This window comes from Bacillus massiliglaciei (genome assembly GCF_900098925.1).
Taxonomy (GTDB): domain Bacteria; phylum Bacillota; class Bacilli; order Bacillales; family DSM-1321; genus Peribacillus; species Peribacillus massiliglaciei.
Window position 1 is genome coordinate 561034 of sequence record NZ_LT622358.1, and the last position, 16675, is coordinate 577708.

Consider the following 16675-nt stretch of genomic DNA (forward strand, 5'->3'; position numbering starts at 1 on the left):
CTAAAAAAGAGGGTGGCTTACAGTTGTTAAAGAAAAAGACCTTATTTGCTTTCTTGATTATGTTTTGCGTTTTGGCGGCAGGTAACAAAACTGCCGAAGCCGAAACGGCTGATGAGTTAGAACCATTGATCCAAGCGAAAGAGAAAGAAAAAATTGCCTATTTGACATTCGACGACGGCCCTTCCCTTAATACACAGTCGATCCTGACTATATTGGATCAGTATAAAGTGAAAGCAACTTTTTTTGTTAAGGCAAATGAAGAGCCCTATGCCAAACGGGCTTATAAAGAAATGGTTAATCAGGGACATGTCGTTGCCCTTCATTCTTATACCCATGATTATTCCATAGTCTATCGGTCAAAGGAATCCTTCTTCCAGGACCTGAACAGGCTTGAATCGTTTCTCGCTGATCGATATGGCATTCACAGCAAGATTGTGCGTCTGCCGGGGGGAAGCAATAATATGCTGAGCAACACAGCTGCAAAAAGACCGGTATTTGAAAATATCCTGCACTCTTTGAACGAAAAAGGCTATACTTATTTTGACTGGCATGTTGATTCTCAAGATGGATTCAGTCCAAATACAAGTGCGGATGAAATCATTCGAAATGTATTGACAGGTGCTAGAGGAATGGATCGCTGTGTCATTCTTCTGCATGATATTAACAGTATGAAGAATACGGTCAAAGCATTGCCTTCCCTGATAGAATCACTAGAGAGCCAGGGCTATTCTTTCGGCGTCCTTGACCGGGATACACCCAAAATCCAGTTTAAATAATAATGGAGTTTTGGAATGGTCCGGGAGAGAGGGCGAAGGAAGAGATCATTTTGGAAAGGATTCTCGAACTCATGATGCCCTCTTTGTTTATTTCACACGGAACACCGCTGCTTGCTACAAATGGCAATGAATATACAAAAATGTTGCAGGAATATGCGGCAGCAATGCAAAAGCCGAAGGCGATCTTGATGATTTCGGCGCATTATTTAAAAAACGAACCTGCTGTATCAGCAGTGAAGGAACATGGAATCCTATTTGATTTTGCTGGATTTCCGGACGAACTGTACAGAATGAACTATCCGGCAAAAGGGTGTCTGGAACTGTCTGATCATCTCCTTACCCTTTTATCGCAAATTGGGATGCTCGCAAATTTTGACGAATCGTACAAGATGGATCATGGTGCATGGGTGCCCTTAGAGCTGATGTATCCAGAAAATGACGTTCCTGTTGTTTCCATATCCATCAATCCGGATCTGTCTATGAGAAAACAATATGAAATAGGCAAGGTATTAAGCATACTAAGAGAAAAAAATATCCTGATTATTTCAAGCGGAGAAATTGTTTGCAACAGGAACCAATTTCAATTTGATATGAATGTCAGTGAAGGCTGGGCTTTTCAATTTGAAGATTGGGTCCATGAGAAAATCATGAAATGGGATTTGGAGAGCCTCGCTGACTATGAGAAGCATGGACCTTTTGCGGCTGAAGCAGTGCCAGAAAAGGAGCATTTTATTCCGCTGATTATAGCCATGGGCACTGGCCATGCACGTAAGAGTCCGAGACTACTGCATCGTTCCTTTCAATACGGGAATCTAAGTCTGGCTGCTTGGGAGATGTAGGTGTAAGCCCTCTCAAAAAAATGAAAGCAGGATAAATTTTTTAACTAAAAATGTTTATTTTATTATCTGGTTTAAGTGAGCGAAAAACCTATGTAAAAGAGAATTTTGACGAATTAGACAGAAAGTAGGGTGCGGAAAAGGGTTTTCTTTCATTTTTACCTTTGGAAATTTACCGAAAAACGTGTTAATATACATCTGAAAACGTTTTATCCTTTTAAAATTCATAATTCATTGACAAATAATTTAATAGATTATACGAAGTCTGGTCAAACGAAGAAAATTTGGGGATATGGGTAAAACGGGTGAAAATACTGAGATAAATTTGGGGGTTTACAAAATGGCCAACAAGGATGCTTTGGCATACGATCCATGGAAAGTTTTTTCTGGTCCGAACCTTGGGTATGTCATGGAGCAGTACGAGCTTTTTCAATCTAACCCGGAAGCGGTAGAAGATACCGAACTCCGCAGTTTTTTTGAAACAGCGGGTGCTCCTAGGCAAGATGGGGGAACGGTGAGTCAGGCAGCTGTACAAATGGAACACGTCGGCAGCGGCTTATCCATGAAAAAGATTACGGCAGCTGTAAAGCTATCGGAAAACATCAGAACATATGGACATTTAGCAGCAGACATCTATCCTTTGAAGGACCATGTTTTGAACAGTGAGCAGCTTCAAATCGAAAAATATGGACTGACAGAAGAAGATTTACGAAAAATTCCGGCGGATTTCATCGCTCCACAGTCTCCGTCTGATGTCAAGGATGGATATGAAGCTGTTGAATATTTGAAACAACTTTATACGAAGACAATAGCCTTTGAATTTCAGCATGTTAATGATCATGAGGAAAAACAATGGCTTACTGACATGGTTGAAACAGGAAGCATGTTCCCTGCGATTACCAAGGAAAAACAAGAGCATTTGCTTAAGCGTTTAAGCGAGGTAGAAGGTTTCGAGAAATTCCTTCACAGGACTTTTGTGGGGCAAAAGCGTTTTTCCATTGAAGGTCTGGATACTCTTGTTCCAATGCTTGATGAAATGATTTCACAAACGGTTCAGAACGGAACCACCAATGTGAATATTGCAATGGCTCACCGCGGACGCCTGAATGTTTTGGCACATGTTCTCGGAAAGCCTTATGAAATGATTTTTTCAGAGTTTCAGCACTCACCAAACAAAGACTTGGTGCCTTCAGAGGGGTCTGTTGGCGTTACGTATGGCTGGACAGGTGATGTGAAGTATCATTTAGGTCTTGACAAGCAGATCAAGAAAGAAAACACACAGAGTGCAAGGGTCACTTTGGCGAACAATCCAAGCCACTTGGAAGTTGTCGGTCCTATCGCTGAAGGTTACTCTCGTGCAGCACAGGAAGACCGTACTGAAAAGGGATATCCAAAGCAGGATGTATCCAAATCATTAGCTATTCTTATTCATGGCGATGCGGCATTCCCTGGAGAAGGCGTTGTACCTGAAACATTCAACTTAAGCCGTTTGCGCGGTTATCAAGTAGGCGGTGCGATACATATCATCGCCAATAATACGATCGGTTTTACAACAGAGAGCAAGGACTCCCGTTCGACATTGTATGCAAGTGACTTGGCAAAAGGTTTTGAAGTGCCAATTGTCCATGTCAATGCGGATGATCCAGAAGCTTGTTTGGCCGCTGTAAAACTGGCAAATGAATACCGTGAAAAATATAAAAAGGATTTCTTGATCGATTTAATCGGCTACAGAAGGTTTGGCCACAACGAAATGGACGAACCGCTAGTTACGCAGCCGGAAATGTATGCGCTTGTGCATAAACATCCGACTGTAAAAGAACTGTATGCAGCGAAATTAAGTGAGCAGGGCGCTTTGAGCGAAGAGGCGATTAAAGCGGCTTCTGATCAGGCAAATGCAAAACTTATGGATGCTTATAATAAAGTTTCCGGAAATAAACCAGAAGAAGCGGTAGAATTGGATCCTCCTAATTCTGTTTCAAAAGGTCTTCCTAAACTGGATACTTCTGTGGAAATCGGCCAGCTGAAGGAAATTAATGAGCAGCTTGTAAAATGGCCAGATGGATTCACTCCGAACAAGAAGCTTGGTAAAATTTTGTCACGGCGATTGGATTCTTTTGGGGAAAACGGGAAAGTGGACTGGGCTCATGCAGAGACATTGGCATTTGCTTCTATCATTACAGAAGGTACGCCAATCAGATTGACAGGCCAGGATTCAGAACGCGGAACGTTCGCTCAGCGTAATATTGTTCTGCATGACAGTGTAAACGGCAATACATATTCACCATTGCACACACTGGAATCTGCTAAAGCTTCATTTGCTGTCCATAACAGCCCGCTGACTGAAACGTCTGTACTTGCATTCGAATATGGATATAACGTCTATGCTCCGGAAACTTTGGTGCTTTGGGAAGCGCAATTCGGTGATTTTGCAAACACTGCACAGGTAATCTTTGATCAGTTCATTGCTGCCGGTAGAGCAAAATGGGGACAAAAATCAGGATTGATTATGCTCTTGCCGCATGGATATGAAGGACAGGGACCTGAACATTCAAGTGCGAGATTTGAAAGATTCTTGCAGCTGGCTGCAGAAAATAACTGGACAGTTGCGAACTTAAGTTCAGCGGCTCAATATTTCCATATTTTAAGACGCCAGGCTAAAATACTTGAGATGGAAGAAGTGCGTCCTCTTGTCATCATGACGCCTAAGAGCATGCTTCGGAACCAAGTAATGGCATCTTCACCTAAGGAATTCAGTGAGGGATCATTCCGGACATTCATCGAGACCGAGACCATGGCCAAAGATAAGAAAAAAGTAGAACGTATTGTTTTGGCAACTGGTAAATTGGCTGTTGAATTAAGGGATAAAGCAGCAGCAGAGGAAAATAATGAATGGCTTCAAATTATCAGTTTAGAAGAACTCTACCCGTTCCCATTCGAAGACATTAAAGAAGCGTTCCAAAAATATTCAAATGTCAAAGAAATTGTATGGGTACAGGAAGAGCCTAAAAACATGGGCGCCTGGACTTTTGTTGAGCCACGATTGAATGCTGCAGCACCTAAAGGAATCAGCAAGGTAGGATATATCGGACGGAAACGCCGTTCAAGTCCGGCTGAGGGAGATCCATTGGTTCATAAGAAAGAGCAGCAGCGTATTATCACGGAAGCACTTACACGCAGTAACGGAGGGGAAAAATAATATGGCAGAAGTTAAAGTTCCTGAATTAGCAGAATCAATTACCGAAGGTGCAATTGCCCAGTGGCTAAAACAGCCGGGTGACCGCGTTGAGAAAGGCGATTATCTTCTAGAATTAGAAACAGATAAAGTAAACGTTGAAATTATCTCTGACTTTGCAGGCACTCTTACTGATCAATTGGCTGAAGAAGGGGATACCGTTCAGGTAGGTCAGGCTGTCGCTGTTGTGGACGAGTCCGGATCTGCTGCTCCAGCAGCAAGCAATACTGCTAAAGAAGAAAAAAATGAACCAGCTCAGTCTGAACCTGCTGCTCCAGCAGCGCAGGAAGCACCAAAGGCTCAAGAAGAGAAAGCTGCCGGCGGACAGTCTGTTATCGCATCTCCAGCAGCAAGAAAGCTTGCAAGAGAAAAAGGAATTGATCTGACTCAAGTTCAGACAGTCGATCCTCTTGGACGTGTGCGTGTTCAGGACGTTGAAGCTGCCGGCAATGCTCCGCAGCCATCTGCTGCTCCAGCGGCGCCTGCTGCTTCTGCTCCGAAAAAAGCAGCAGCTCCAGAAGTGAACGATGATCGGATTGAAGTAATTAAAATGTCCCGCAGACGCCAAACAATTGCGAAGCGTCTTGTAGAAGTTCAGCATGAAGCAGCAATGCTTACTACGTTCAATGAAGTCGATCTTTCAGCAGTTATGCAATTGCGTTCCCGCCATAAAGAAGCCTTCATTAAAAACTTCGATGTGAAGCTTGGATTCATGTCATTCTTTACAAAAGCAGTAATCGGCGCGCTTAAAAAGTATCCTTTATTGAATGCAGAAATTAAAGGCGACCATATTCTGAAAAAGAATTTCTATGATATCGGTGTAGCCGTTTCTACAGACGAAGGTTTGGTAGTGCCGGTTGTAAGAGATGCAGACAGAAAGAGCTTTGCAGAAATCGAAAAGGATATTGCTGATTTGGCTGTAAAAGCCCGTAATAATAAATTGGGTCTTTCTGATCTTACTGGCGGTACTTTCACGATCACAAACGGCGGAACATTTGGTTCATTATTATCAACACCAATCCTAAATGCTCCTCAAGTCGGTATTCTCGGAATGCATACAATCAAAACCCGCCCAATTGCAGTTGGCGACAAGATTGAAAATCGTCCAATGATGTATTTGGCTTTATCTTACGATCACCGCATCGTCGATGGTAAAGAAGCGGTAGGATTTTTGGTTGCCATTAAAGATATGCTGGAAGATCCAGAGCAACTATTGCTTCAAGGATGATATTAATAAAATTAAAAAAAGAGATGCATTTTGCATCTCTCAGACTGTAGACAAACTCGAAATTTCGAGTTTGCCTACAGTCTTTTTTCTTTTAAAATAATAGTAATAGTTTTTAAAATAGTGTTAGTTGATTTTCGTTTCGGCGGACGCTTTCCGCGGGCGTGGCCCAATCCTCCTCGTCGCTTTGCTCCTGTGGGGTATCGGCCTTCACGCTTTTCCCGCAGGAGTCGCCGCCTACTCTACAATCAACTCCTTCTAAATAAATGTCTGAGGTGAATGGATATGATGTCGAGAAATCAAATAAGTGAACGTGATCAAATTGAAATGATTACAATAGAACAACTTGTACCACAGGATCATCTGGTCAGAAAGCTTGAATCAGCTATTGATTTTTCTTTCATCTATCCACTAGTTGAATCACTGTATTCAACACTAGGTCGACCTAGCGTTGATCCAGTCGTATTAATTAAAATGACATTTATTCAATATGTATTTGGAATTCGTTCAATGCGTCAAACCATAAGAGAAATTGAAACGAATATGGCCTATCGCTGGTTTTTAGGGTTTGGATTTCATTCAGAAGTACCGCACTTTTCCACCTTCGGTAAAAATTATGAACGTCGTTTCCAAGATACTGATATCTTTGAACAGATTTTCTATCGAATTCTTAAAGAAATTGCAGATAAAGGACTACTAAGTGCTGACCATGTCTTCATCGATTCAACACATGTTAAAGCAAGCGCGAATAAACGTAAATTCGAAAAGAAGATAGTTCGTAAAGAGACTCGGGCATATGAAGCTAAACTTCAAGAAGAATTGAATCAAGATCGAGTTGATCATGGGAAGAAACCATTCCCACCAGATAAATTTGAAAAAGAAGAAGTTAAGGAGATTAAAGAGAGTACAACAGATCCTGAAAGTGGCTATTATGTAAAAGATGAAAGAACGAAACAGTTTGCTTATTCATTCCATGCGGCTGCGGACCGGTATGGGTTTATACTTGGGGCGATTGTGACACCTGGAAATGTTCATGATAGTCATATGCTTCAGCCACTTGTTGAAAAGGTTATGGAAAAAGTGAAGAAGCCACTTGCTGTTGCTGCAGATGCTGCTTATAAAACTCCTGCGATTACTAAATTCTTATTTGAACATGAGATTCAACCAGCACTTCCTTATACAAGACCCAAAACGAAAGATGGGTTTTTACGCAAGCACGATTATGTATATGACGAGTACTATGATTGCTACCTATGTCCGGAAGGACAGGTTCTAAAATATTCAACTACCACCAAAGAAGGCAAACGCCAATACAAGTCGAACCCAGTTCAATGTGCAAATTGTCCTTTACTAGCTCAATGTACAAATAGTAAGGATCACAGAAAAATTATTGAACGTCATATTTGGGCGCAGTATGTGGAGGAAGCAGATCATCTTCGTCATCAAAACGATATCAAACAAATATATGCAAGACGTAAAGAAACGATTGAACGTGTCTTTGCGGATGCGAAAGAAAAGCATGGTATGCGATGGACAACCCTTCGAGGGATTAAAAAATTGTCCATGCAGGCGATGCTTACTTTTGCTGCCATGAACTTAAAGAAACTTGCCAATTGGACATGGCAAGCTTCGGCTATGATCTAAAATAGAATACTCGAAGAGTATTTTACTTTAAATCAGACTATAAAATACCTAAAAAAATCTCAAAAAGACAAAAGGCCTTCAGAATGAGACCATTCTGAAGGCCTTTTGTCGACAATCTGAGAGATGCATTTTGCATCTCTTTTTTTGTTGTCTGTTTATCGATACGAATCTTCTGCATGTTTGGAAGCTCAAGAAATTTCGGCAATATATCATCATTTTACTGGTTTCTTATAAAAGGAAATTTATTACAAAATTTAGGCATTTATGATACAATTAGGTTAATAAAATTTACGATAGAGGTCTGGAGATTCTTATAAATAACGGAGGTGTCAAAGTGACTAAAGAAGTTATGTTCATCATAATGATAATTTTGATGGCAGTATCAATTTTTGTGTCTAAAGAGGCTGTGAAATCTTCAAATGAGATAAACTGGCGGAAAATGATCACATTACTGTCTGTATTAACTTTATCTGCATTAGTAATAACTATTACTCTTTTTCAAAGGCTGCCGTTTTAGTTTCCCAGAAAGAAAACCATGCTTGAAAAAAGAACTTCCGAAAAATCGGGAGTTCTTTTTATCGTTAAAATCAATCAAATTTTGATTGAATTTGATTGAAATCTTGACTGATTTTGATAGATTATGAATTTTTTTGATTGATTTATTTGTATTTTTTGTTTATTATGAATTTACCAACAGGAGAAGGGTGAGGGTTTGCTGACGGAAGAGAGGCATCAAATCATCTTAGCTATGTTAAAAAGGAAAGAAACTGTAAAACTTCAAGAGTTAACAGAAGAAACACATGCTTCCGAGTCAACAATCCGGCGCGATCTCATTCAATTGGAAGAAATGAAAGCGCTAAAACGAGTGCGCGGCGGTGCTGCTCTTTTACGAAGAAAAGGACTGGAGCCTACGATTCATGAAAAAGAGAATATAGCTTTGTCTGAAAAGAAAAAGATTGCAGAGCTGGCCGCCTCTTTTATAAAAAGAAAAGATGGTATCTACTTAGATGCCGGAACTACTACTCTGGAAATGATTCCTTTTTTAGCGGGGAAGGAAGTTACGGTTCTGACGAATGGAATTATGCATTTAAGGTTGCTGTCAGAATTCGGCATTGATACCGTGATTATTGGCGGTAAGATTAAGAGATCTACGCACGCTGTTACAGGTACGACAGCTCTCCAATTTTTGCAGAATTATCGGTTGGACAAATGTTTTCTTGGAATGAATGGGGTCCATCCGGAATTAGGATTTACTACTCCAGACCCTGAAGAAGCCATCCTAAAAAAAACAGCCATTGAATTATCCAATGAAGCATTCATTCTGGCAGACAGTTCAAAATTGAACGAGGCAGCATTTGCTAAAGTTGCTGATGTAAGCGATGCCATGATTTTGACGGATGATTTGGATCAGGAAGCATTATCCCTATTAAAAAATAATCCTCGAGTAAAGGTGCTGATTGCGTGATTTATACTGTTACATTGAATCCCTCAATAGACTACGTAGTCATGGTGGATTCTTTAAAAATAAATGAATTAAACCGCTCTACACGTGAAGCGACGTTCCCAGGCGGGAAAGGAATTAATGTATCCAGAGTGCTTATACGTTTGGGGCAGCCTTCTACAGCACTCGGTTTCCTTGGAGGTTTTACAGGCAGGTATCTAAAAGAGTGCCTGGAAAATGAACAAATTTATACGAGCTTTATAGAGGTCGAAGAAAATACAAGAATTAATATAAAACTTAAAAGTGAGTCAGAGACGGAAATCAATGCCGGAGGACCGAAAATATCTGAAGCTGCCTTTCAATCGCTGAAAGAACAGATTGAACGAATTGAACCTGGTGATGCCCTTATTCTATCAGGAAGCATCCCGGCTACTTTGCCGGATCATGTGTATGAAACGTTCACAGCGGCATGCGGAAAGAGGGGGATTAAAGTGGCTGTGGACTGCAGCGGGGAAGCCTTGCTTAAGACGGTGCCATTCAAACCATTTTTAATAAAACCGAATCATCATGAGTTAGGTGAGCTGTTCGGTATAAAGATTACAAATATCTCGGAGGCAGCCCACTATGGAAGAAAACTTGCAGAAATGGGTGCGGAGCATGTAATTGTATCAATGGCGGGAGACGGGGCAGTGCTTTGTACAAAAGATGCTGTCTATACAGGTACCGTTCCGGCAGGAAAAGTTATGAATTCTGTTGGTGCAGGAGATTCAATGGTAGCCGGCTTTATAGGATCTTTTTTGGAATATGGCAATCTTGTACAGGCGTTCAGAAATGGAATAGCAGCAGGCAGTGCGACTGCCTTTTCAGAGGATTTAGGCACAAAAGAAAAAATGGAAGCACTATTACCAGAGATTAAGGTGATAAAGCTAGAAGGAGGCGTGTAATGAAGATTACTGATTTGCTCAGAACAGATACGATTATTTTGGACTTACAGGCTCAATCAAAGGCGGAAGTGATTGAGGAGCTTGCTGAAAAATTAGCGCATGCAGGCAGGCTGAACGACCGGAATGAATTTAAAAAAGCGATACTCTCAAGAGAAGATCAAAGTACTACAGGGATTGGAGAAGGAATCGCCATTCCCCATGCCAAGTCTTCTGCCGTCAAGGTCCCGTCTATTTGTTTTGGCCGTTCCTTAAATGGGATTGACTATGGGTCGCTAGATGGTCAGCCGGCCCATATGTTTTTCATGATTGCGGCAAGCGAGGGAGCAAATGACGTTCATCTGGAAACGCTCTCAAGGCTTTCTTCCTTTTTGATGGATATGTCTTTCAGGGAGAAACTTTTACAGGCCAAAGCTTCTGAAGAGATTATTTCCATCATTGATCAGAAAGAAAATGAAATAGATGAAAAGCAGCAGGACAGTTCGGGCGAAGATCAAATCAAAATCCTGGCTGTCACGGCATGCCCGACCGGCATTGCCCACACGTATATGGCTGCAGATGCATTGAAGGCAAAAGCAAAAGAAATGGAAATCGATTTGAAGGTCGAAACGAACGGATCAACCGGGATAAAAAATGCTCTGACAGCAGAAGATATCGAAAAAGCAGCAGCAGTGATTGTAGCAGCTGACAAACAAGTAGAGATGGACCGTTTTGCCGGAAAACCTGTTATCATTGTTCCGGTTGCACAGGCCATCAGAAAGCCTGAAGAACTGCTGAAAAGAGCAGCCGCACAAGATGCTCCAATCTTTAAAACAAAGGACAGGAAAGAAAAAAGTACATGCTCTGAATCGAAAATGGGAGGGGCGGGCTTTTACAGACATTTAATGAACGGAGTAAGTAATATGCTGCCGTTTGTCGTAGGCGGCGGAATATTGATTGCCCTGTCCTTTTTCTTCGGAATCGACGCAGCTAAGCCTGAACATGAAAGTTTCAACCCAATTGCAAAAGCCCTTAATGATATCGGGGGAGATAAGATGGGGGCTTTCTTCTTCCTCGTGCCTGTTTTGGCAGGGTTCATAGCGAGCAGTATTGCAGACCGGCCTGGTTTTGCCCCTGGGATGGTAGGCGGTTTACTGGCCGCACAGGCAGGAGCCGGATTTCTCGGCGGTTTAATCGCCGGATTTCTTGCAGGATACATTGTCGTCCTGTTGAAAAAGCTGTTTCAGTTCCTGCCGCAAACGCTTGAAGGGATAAAGCCCGTGCTTTTATATCCTGTTTTTGGAATATTAATAACAGGTTTCATAATGCTTTTCGTTATTAACGAGCCAGTCACAGCAATAAACAAAGGTTTAACTGGGTGGCTGAATGGACTTTCCGGCACAAACGCAATCTTGCTGGGAATTGTTTTGGCAGGAATGATGGCGGTAGATATGGGAGGTCCGCTCAATAAAGCGGCATTTACTTTCGGAATTGCAGCGATTGAAGCTCATAGTTTTGGACCGCATGCCGCCGTTATGGCCGGGGGGATGGTTCCTCCGCTTGGGATTGCTCTTGCCGCTACCTTTTTCAAGTCAAAATTTACGGAAATGGAGCGGAAATCTGGCTTCACTAATTATTTTCTCGGTGCTTCATTCATTACAGAAGGGGCGATCCCGTTTGCAGCGGCAGACCCTCTTCGGGTTATCGTCAGCAGCGTGATTGGGGCAGCAACTGCAGGTGCTCTGACAATGGCCTTCGGAGTAACCCTGCCGGCTCCGCATGGGGGACTTTTCGTTATTGCCCTCGTCAATCATCCAATTGTATACCTTGTTTCCATTTTGGCAGGCGCTCTGATTACAGCGGTTCTGCTGGGAGTGTGGAAAAAGAAGAAATACTGACGAAAGTTTTGTTTTCCCTAAAAGGTGTCTTACGCAGACACCTTTTTTATATTTCAAACTGATATTTATATTTCAAACTGATAATGGTTGAGTATAGGTATGCTGTGCCTCGTTTCCGGGTAAAGGATAGTAAAAAGGAGATGTACAAATGGTAAAAAAAGTGATGCTAAAAACAGAGAAGCGCGATGAATTAATTGATGTGACAAATGAAGTAGAACGGTTTATTCAGGAGCAACAAATCACTGAAGGCACTGTACTCGTGTACTGTCTTCATACGACAGCGGGAATCACGATTAATGAAAATGCTGACCCAGATGTGAAAAGAGACATGCTGCGCAGGCTTGATGAACTGTATCCTTGGAATCATGTAAAAGACCTGCATGCAGAGGGAAATACGGCTGCCCACTTAAAGTCCAGCACTGTAGGTTCGTCCCAGCAGTTAATCATTCATCAGGGTGCACTTGTGTTAGGTACATGGCAGGGGATCTATTTTTGCGAATTTGATGGTCCAAGAGAACGTCAATTTTTCATCAAAATAACAGAAGGATAAATCTGTTCTTTTTTAACAAAAAATAACTGGATTTCCTTGGAAATAATTTATCACTGAAATACCACTTTACATTTGTTATCCTTTACTGGTGCTCAGAAAAGGAGGTACAAATGAAAATGAAAACAATATTTCCATTGATATCCATACTGACCATCATCCTGGCAGGCGGCTTATTACCTGGAGGGATGCAGCATGCATCGGCTAAAGAAAGAAAACATGTAGTTAAGCAAGGGGAGACTCTTTGGGATGTAGCTAAAGAATATGGTGTGCAAATAAAGGATTTAAAAAAAGTCAATAAAAATAAAAATAATGCAGCTGAGCCGGGAGATCGATTGATTATACCGGAGAGTATAAAACCGAGTGACAAGGAACTGCTTGCGAGGCTTGTTCATGCCGAAGCAAAAGGGGAGCCGTACCGCGGCAAAGTTAACGTGGCATCCGTTATACTCAATAGAATAGAAGATCAGCATTTCCCGGATACTGTACCACAGGTGATCTATCAGAAAAGACAATTTTCACCGGTAGATGATGGGAGCATCAGAAGACCGGCAGGGAAAGAAGCTAAAAAAGCCGTGAATGAAGCGTTAGCCATACATGGATACGCTAGTGATGCTCTTTATTTTTGGAATCCAAGTATTTCCGACAGTGAATGGATGAAAACCCGGAAGGTAATCGAAATCATTGGAGGACATCATTTTGCCATTTGACAAATAGGGTGATTTTTGCCGGGGGTCTGGTTAATTTTTTTATATCTTATTTTCTGATTGTTGATATTTCATTATAAGGAACCAAAAAAGAGGCTGAGGCTTCTTTTTTTTTTGCCTGCAGATCACGGCTGTATTGTTATGTTTTTCAATAAGAAAGCATAGTTTTAACTGTAAGCTATGCGGAGGAGTGATTATCATGAATGAATATATGAGGCCAAACCACCCATCCGGTTTTGGCGGTATGTGGAATCAGCCTTCCTATGGCGGAAACTATTTTCAGCCAGGTTTTGGAGGCTTTCCAGGCTACGGCGGACAGTATGGACACAGCGGGGGATTCCCTGGTTATGGTTTTAGCGGAGGACATTATCCGTATGGAGGCTTTCATGGATATGGCGGTTATTATGGTGGCCAGCCAGGCTATAGCGGGGGCTTTTACGGGCAGCCGGGGAATTATTATCCAGGATCAGGGTTTGGTGCTCCTCAAGGCTCATTTCAGCATTATCCAGGTTACGGGGTAGGCCAGCAGCAGGGAGGATATGGCGGAAATCCGGGTTATGGGGGGCACGGAAGGGACGATTATAACCAGGATCTATAAAACAAGAAGGAAAACAGAGAGGCATAAAGATTATCGCCTGCTGTATGGATATTTATATCCGGCAGCAGGTTTTTTTGTTGGCAATCCGCCATTTTTCACTGACATACAGGCTCGTCCTTTTATTCGAAAAGCATCTCTGAAACAGAAATCAACACAGCATAAGTAAGAAAAGAGGCTGAGACAAAAGATTTCAGCCAAAGAAAAATCCGAACTGAGATTCATCATTCGATAATAAGAATGTTGAATAGTTCGGATTTTTTTCTATAAAAGAACTTTTTAAACCCTTAATATTCATATTTAGTAATGAACATTTTAGTTATGTCCCAGTCTCTTTTACTTTATTCATCCTGAAAAGCTGGCCTTCTTTGGCAGGAGCCGGGCAGCAGCAAGACGGGAGCGAACGATGACCCCAATCCAAGAAGCCAGTAGAGCTTTTAGAATTCCTACAATTATAAATGGAGTAAAACCGCCGGCAAGAGCAGCTGTCCAAGTAATGGCTGAAATATATTTCAGCCAAACGGTTCCTATAATTAGCGTGATGAACATTCCGACAATGTTTGCTGCAACTGCCCAGCCGAAAGAAAATTTCGTTTTTTCTAATATGAGTCCAGTAATAAAGACGGCAGGAATATACGAGAGCAAAAATCCGCCAGTTGGACCGAATATTTTGGAGATGCCTCCTGTCATCCCGGCAAAGACTGGAATTCCCGCTGCACCAATCACTAAATATAAAGCAGCTGCCGCTGTGCCATGTCTGGAACCTAGAATTGTGGCGGCCAAGCCGATGGCAAGGGTTTGTCCGGTAATCGGAACGAGAGGAAGAGGAATCGTGATTTGAGCTAAGATGCCGATAATGGCTGCAAATAGGGCAATAATAATTAACATTCGTAATCTTTCATGAGTCTGTTTCAATTACTTCATCTCCTTTTGTTAACCTATATTATGTATTAGTTGACATATATAGATTGTAAAATTCTGTTTCTCGTTTGTCAATATCATTAGGAGAATAAACTGCTTTTAACCTAAAGAGAAAAAGCATGGGAATTTTTGCGTGGTTTCAAGCAATTTAGTTAGGGAATTAATATACCAAAAGCTTCAACAGCAAAGATAAAGTCGACAGAGAGAGAAGGGTTTTGTTATGGAAGGTATTTTATATGCTTTATTTCCTGCACTGGCATGGGGAAGCCTGGTTTTAGTAAGTGAAAAATTAGGAGGATCTCCGTACAGCCAGACGTTAGGTATATCTGCGGGAGCGCTGCTGTTTGCAGTGGTCATGTTTTTCATTAATCCGCCGGAATTAACAGCATTTGTTTGGCTTATAGGAATTATTTCCGGAATTGGCTGGGCGCTCGGTCAGGCCAATCAGTTTAAAAGCATTAAATATTTAGGAGTATCTAAAACCGTACCTATATCTACGGGGCTGCAGCTATTGGGAACGACAGCTTTTGGTGTGCTTGTTTTTAAGGAATGGACGGATTCGGTTACAATTATAGTCGGTCTATTGGCTGTTGCCTCTATCATTACCGGTGTATTGCTGACAAATGCAGGGAAAGGAAAGGACGGTGAAAATGAGACAAAGAATCCGAAAAAAGGTTTTGCTGTCTTGTTATTGTCAACAGCGGGCTTTGTTTTATATGTCATCATTGTCCGGTGGTTTGATATTGATGGATGGTCAGCTATTTTGCCTCAGGCCGCAGGAATGACAATCTGTTCGATTGTTATGGGACTAAGACACAGCCCATTTAATAAATATACATTTCGCAACCTTTTGGCCGGGGTTATGTGGGCATCCGGTAATATCGGATTGCTGCTTGCCAATCCTCGTGTAGGGGTAGCTGTAGCTTTCGCATTATCACAAACCGGAATCATCATTTCTACATTAGGCGGCATTTTCTTTTTAGGTGAAAAAAAATCCAAGAAACAAATTATTTTTATTTCTATCGGCTGTGCCTTTGTCATATTAGGCGGGATCCTGCTGGGCTATACAAAGACAAATAATTAATAAGGAGAGAACAATCATGTATAGAGATTTAAAAGATAAAACCGTGATTATTACGGGAGCGGCAACAGGGCTTGGCAAGGCAATTGCTGAAAGGTTTGGACAGGAAAAGGCTAAAGTTGTAGTCAGTTATCATTCTGATAACCAGCCATATCAGGAGATAATAGAAACAATTAAGAAAAGCGGCGGTCAAGCCATTGCGGTTCAAGCAGATGTAACAAAGGAAGAAGAAATAAAGTCTTTGATTCAAAAGGCGGCAGATACCTTTGGCTCGGTCGACATTATGATAAATAATGCCGGGATTGAAAATGAAGTCCCCAGTGAAGAATTGTCGCTTGAAGATTGGAATAAAGTTATGGATGTTAACTTGACGGGAATCTTTTTAGGAAGCAGGGAAGCTATCAAATACATGCTGAAGAATGAAATAAAAGGGGCCGTTATCAATATGTCATCTGTACATGACAGAATTCCTTGGCCTCATTTTGCCCATTATGCTGCCAGTAAAGGCGGTGTCAAACTATTATCGGAAACATTGGCATTAGAGTATGCATCAAAAGGAATACGGATCAATAATATCTCTCCAGGAGCTATAGATACACCCATAAACGCTGAGAAATTCAATGATCCAGCTGCAAAAAAAGGCGTCGAAGAATTAATACCAATGGGTTATATAGGAAAGCCCGAGCAAGTGGCTGCCTGTGCAGTATGGCTTGCTTCTGATGAATCAAGTTATGTCACGGGGAATACTATCTATCCCGACGGCGGGATGACCAAATATCCAGGATTCCAGGCAGGGAAAGGGTGATTTTTCAGGTGTGGATGAGTTCTTAAAAGAGAGAACGTGATAATCGG

Annotated in this window: 14 protein-coding genes; 13 read left to right on the top strand and 1 reads right to left on the bottom strand. The window is 41.7% G+C overall.

Annotation, left to right across the window (positions count from 1 at the left end; genetic code table 11):
* Positions 1–23 precede the first annotated feature (23 nt).
* From BQ4305_RS11145 to BQ4305_RS11200, 11 genes are all read left to right on the top strand, one after another.
* On the top strand, positions 24–776 hold the full coding sequence (locus BQ4305_RS11145) for a polysaccharide deacetylase family protein (RefSeq protein ID WP_110927847.1): 753 nt from the start codon (positions 24–26) through the stop codon (positions 774–776).
* A gap of 50 nt (positions 777–826) precedes the next feature.
* Complete coding sequence (locus tag BQ4305_RS11150; RefSeq protein ID WP_199880651.1) at positions 827–1615, top strand: DODA-type extradiol aromatic ring-opening family dioxygenase; 789 nt, start codon at positions 827–829, stop codon at positions 1613–1615.
* Between the two features lie 337 nt (positions 1616–1952).
* Positions 1953–4808, top strand: coding sequence for a 2-oxoglutarate dehydrogenase E1 component (locus BQ4305_RS11155; RefSeq protein ID WP_110927849.1), 2856 nt, complete (start codon positions 1953–1955; stop codon positions 4806–4808).
* A 1-nt stretch (position 4809) separates the two neighbouring features.
* Positions 4810–6072, top strand: coding sequence for a 2-oxoglutarate dehydrogenase complex dihydrolipoyllysine-residue succinyltransferase (gene odhB, locus BQ4305_RS11160; protein ID WP_110927850.1), 1263 nt, complete (start codon positions 4810–4812; stop codon positions 6070–6072).
* Between the two features lie 282 nt (positions 6073–6354).
* The gene (locus BQ4305_RS11165; protein WP_110927851.1) at positions 6355–7713 is read left to right on the top strand and encodes an IS1182 family transposase; all 1359 of its coding nucleotides are present in this window, start codon (positions 6355–6357) and stop codon (positions 7711–7713) included.
* 712 nt (positions 7714–8425) lie between these two features.
* A complete protein-coding gene (locus tag BQ4305_RS11175; protein WP_110927853.1) occupies positions 8426–9178 on the top strand; it encodes a DeoR/GlpR family DNA-binding transcription regulator in 753 nt (250 codons plus the stop codon).
* Positions 9175–10098: a 1-phosphofructokinase gene (gene pfkB / locus BQ4305_RS11180; RefSeq protein ID WP_110927854.1), complete on the top strand. Its 924-nt coding sequence runs from the start codon at positions 9175–9177 to the stop codon at positions 10096–10098. Before BQ4305_RS11175 ends, pfkB begins: the two co-directional genes overlap by 4 nt.
* Entirely contained in the window at positions 10098–11972 is a 1875-nt protein-coding gene (locus BQ4305_RS11185; protein ID WP_110927855.1) for a PTS fructose transporter subunit IIABC, read from the top strand. Before pfkB ends, BQ4305_RS11185 begins: the two co-directional genes overlap by 1 nt.
* A gap of 148 nt (positions 11973–12120) precedes the next feature.
* The gene (locus BQ4305_RS11190; protein ID WP_110927856.1) at positions 12121–12522 is read left to right on the top strand and encodes a secondary thiamine-phosphate synthase enzyme YjbQ; all 402 of its coding nucleotides are present in this window, start codon (positions 12121–12123) and stop codon (positions 12520–12522) included.
* 110 nt (positions 12523–12632) lie between these two features.
* On the top strand, positions 12633–13229 hold the full coding sequence (locus tag BQ4305_RS11195; protein WP_234396932.1) for a cell wall hydrolase: 597 nt from the start codon (positions 12633–12635) through the stop codon (positions 13227–13229).
* 196 nt (positions 13230–13425) lie between these two features.
* Positions 13426–13824, top strand: coding sequence for a spore coat protein (locus BQ4305_RS11200; protein WP_234396933.1), 399 nt, complete (start codon positions 13426–13428; stop codon positions 13822–13824).
* Between the two features lie 342 nt (positions 13825–14166).
* Here the strand turns inward: BQ4305_RS11200 and BQ4305_RS11210 are convergent, their stop codons facing one another.
* A complete protein-coding gene (locus BQ4305_RS11210) occupies positions 14167–14709 on the bottom strand; it encodes a biotin transporter BioY (RefSeq protein ID WP_110928021.1) in 543 nt (180 codons plus the stop codon).
* A gap of 253 nt (positions 14710–14962) precedes the next feature.
* Between BQ4305_RS11210 and BQ4305_RS11215 the strand changes: the two genes are divergently transcribed.
* Together BQ4305_RS11215 and BQ4305_RS11220 are read left to right on the top strand one after the other, a co-directional pair.
* Positions 14963–15826, top strand: coding sequence for a GRP family sugar transporter (locus BQ4305_RS11215; protein WP_110927858.1), 864 nt, complete (start codon positions 14963–14965; stop codon positions 15824–15826).
* Positions 15827–15842: 16 nt separating this feature from the next.
* The gene (locus tag BQ4305_RS11220) at positions 15843–16628 is read left to right on the top strand and encodes a glucose-1-dehydrogenase (RefSeq protein ID WP_110927859.1); all 786 of its coding nucleotides are present in this window, start codon (positions 15843–15845) and stop codon (positions 16626–16628) included.
* Positions 16629–16675 lie beyond the last annotated feature (47 nt).

Bases quoted from the DNA above. Each gene is read 5' to 3' on its own strand.
- BQ4305_RS11155 (WP_110927849.1), top strand. From the start codon at position 1,953: ATGGCCAACAAGGATGCTTTGGCATACGATCCATGGAAAGTTTTTTCT.
- odhB (WP_110927850.1), top strand. From the start codon at position 4,810: ATGGCAGAAGTTAAAGTTCCTGAATTAGCAGAATCAATTACCGAAGGT.
- BQ4305_RS11165 (WP_110927851.1), top strand. From the start codon at position 6,355: ATGATGTCGAGAAATCAAATAAGTGAACGTGATCAAATTGAAATGATT.
- BQ4305_RS11185 (WP_110927855.1), top strand. From the start codon at position 10,098: ATGAAGATTACTGATTTGCTCAGAACAGATACGATTATTTTGGACTTA.
- BQ4305_RS11190 (WP_110927856.1), top strand. From the start codon at position 12,121: ATGGTAAAAAAAGTGATGCTAAAAACAGAGAAGCGCGATGAATTAATT.
- BQ4305_RS11195 (WP_234396932.1), top strand. From the start codon at position 12,633: ATGAAAATGAAAACAATATTTCCATTGATATCCATACTGACCATCATC.
- BQ4305_RS11200 (WP_234396933.1), top strand. From the start codon at position 13,426: ATGAATGAATATATGAGGCCAAACCACCCATCCGGTTTTGGCGGTATG.
- BQ4305_RS11210 (WP_110928021.1), bottom strand. From the start codon at position 14,709: ATGTTAATTATTATTGCCCTATTTGCAGCCATTATCGGCATCTTAGCT.
- BQ4305_RS11215 (WP_110927858.1), top strand. From the start codon at position 14,963: ATGGAAGGTATTTTATATGCTTTATTTCCTGCACTGGCATGGGGAAGC.
- BQ4305_RS11220 (WP_110927859.1), top strand. From the start codon at position 15,843: ATGTATAGAGATTTAAAAGATAAAACCGTGATTATTACGGGAGCGGCA.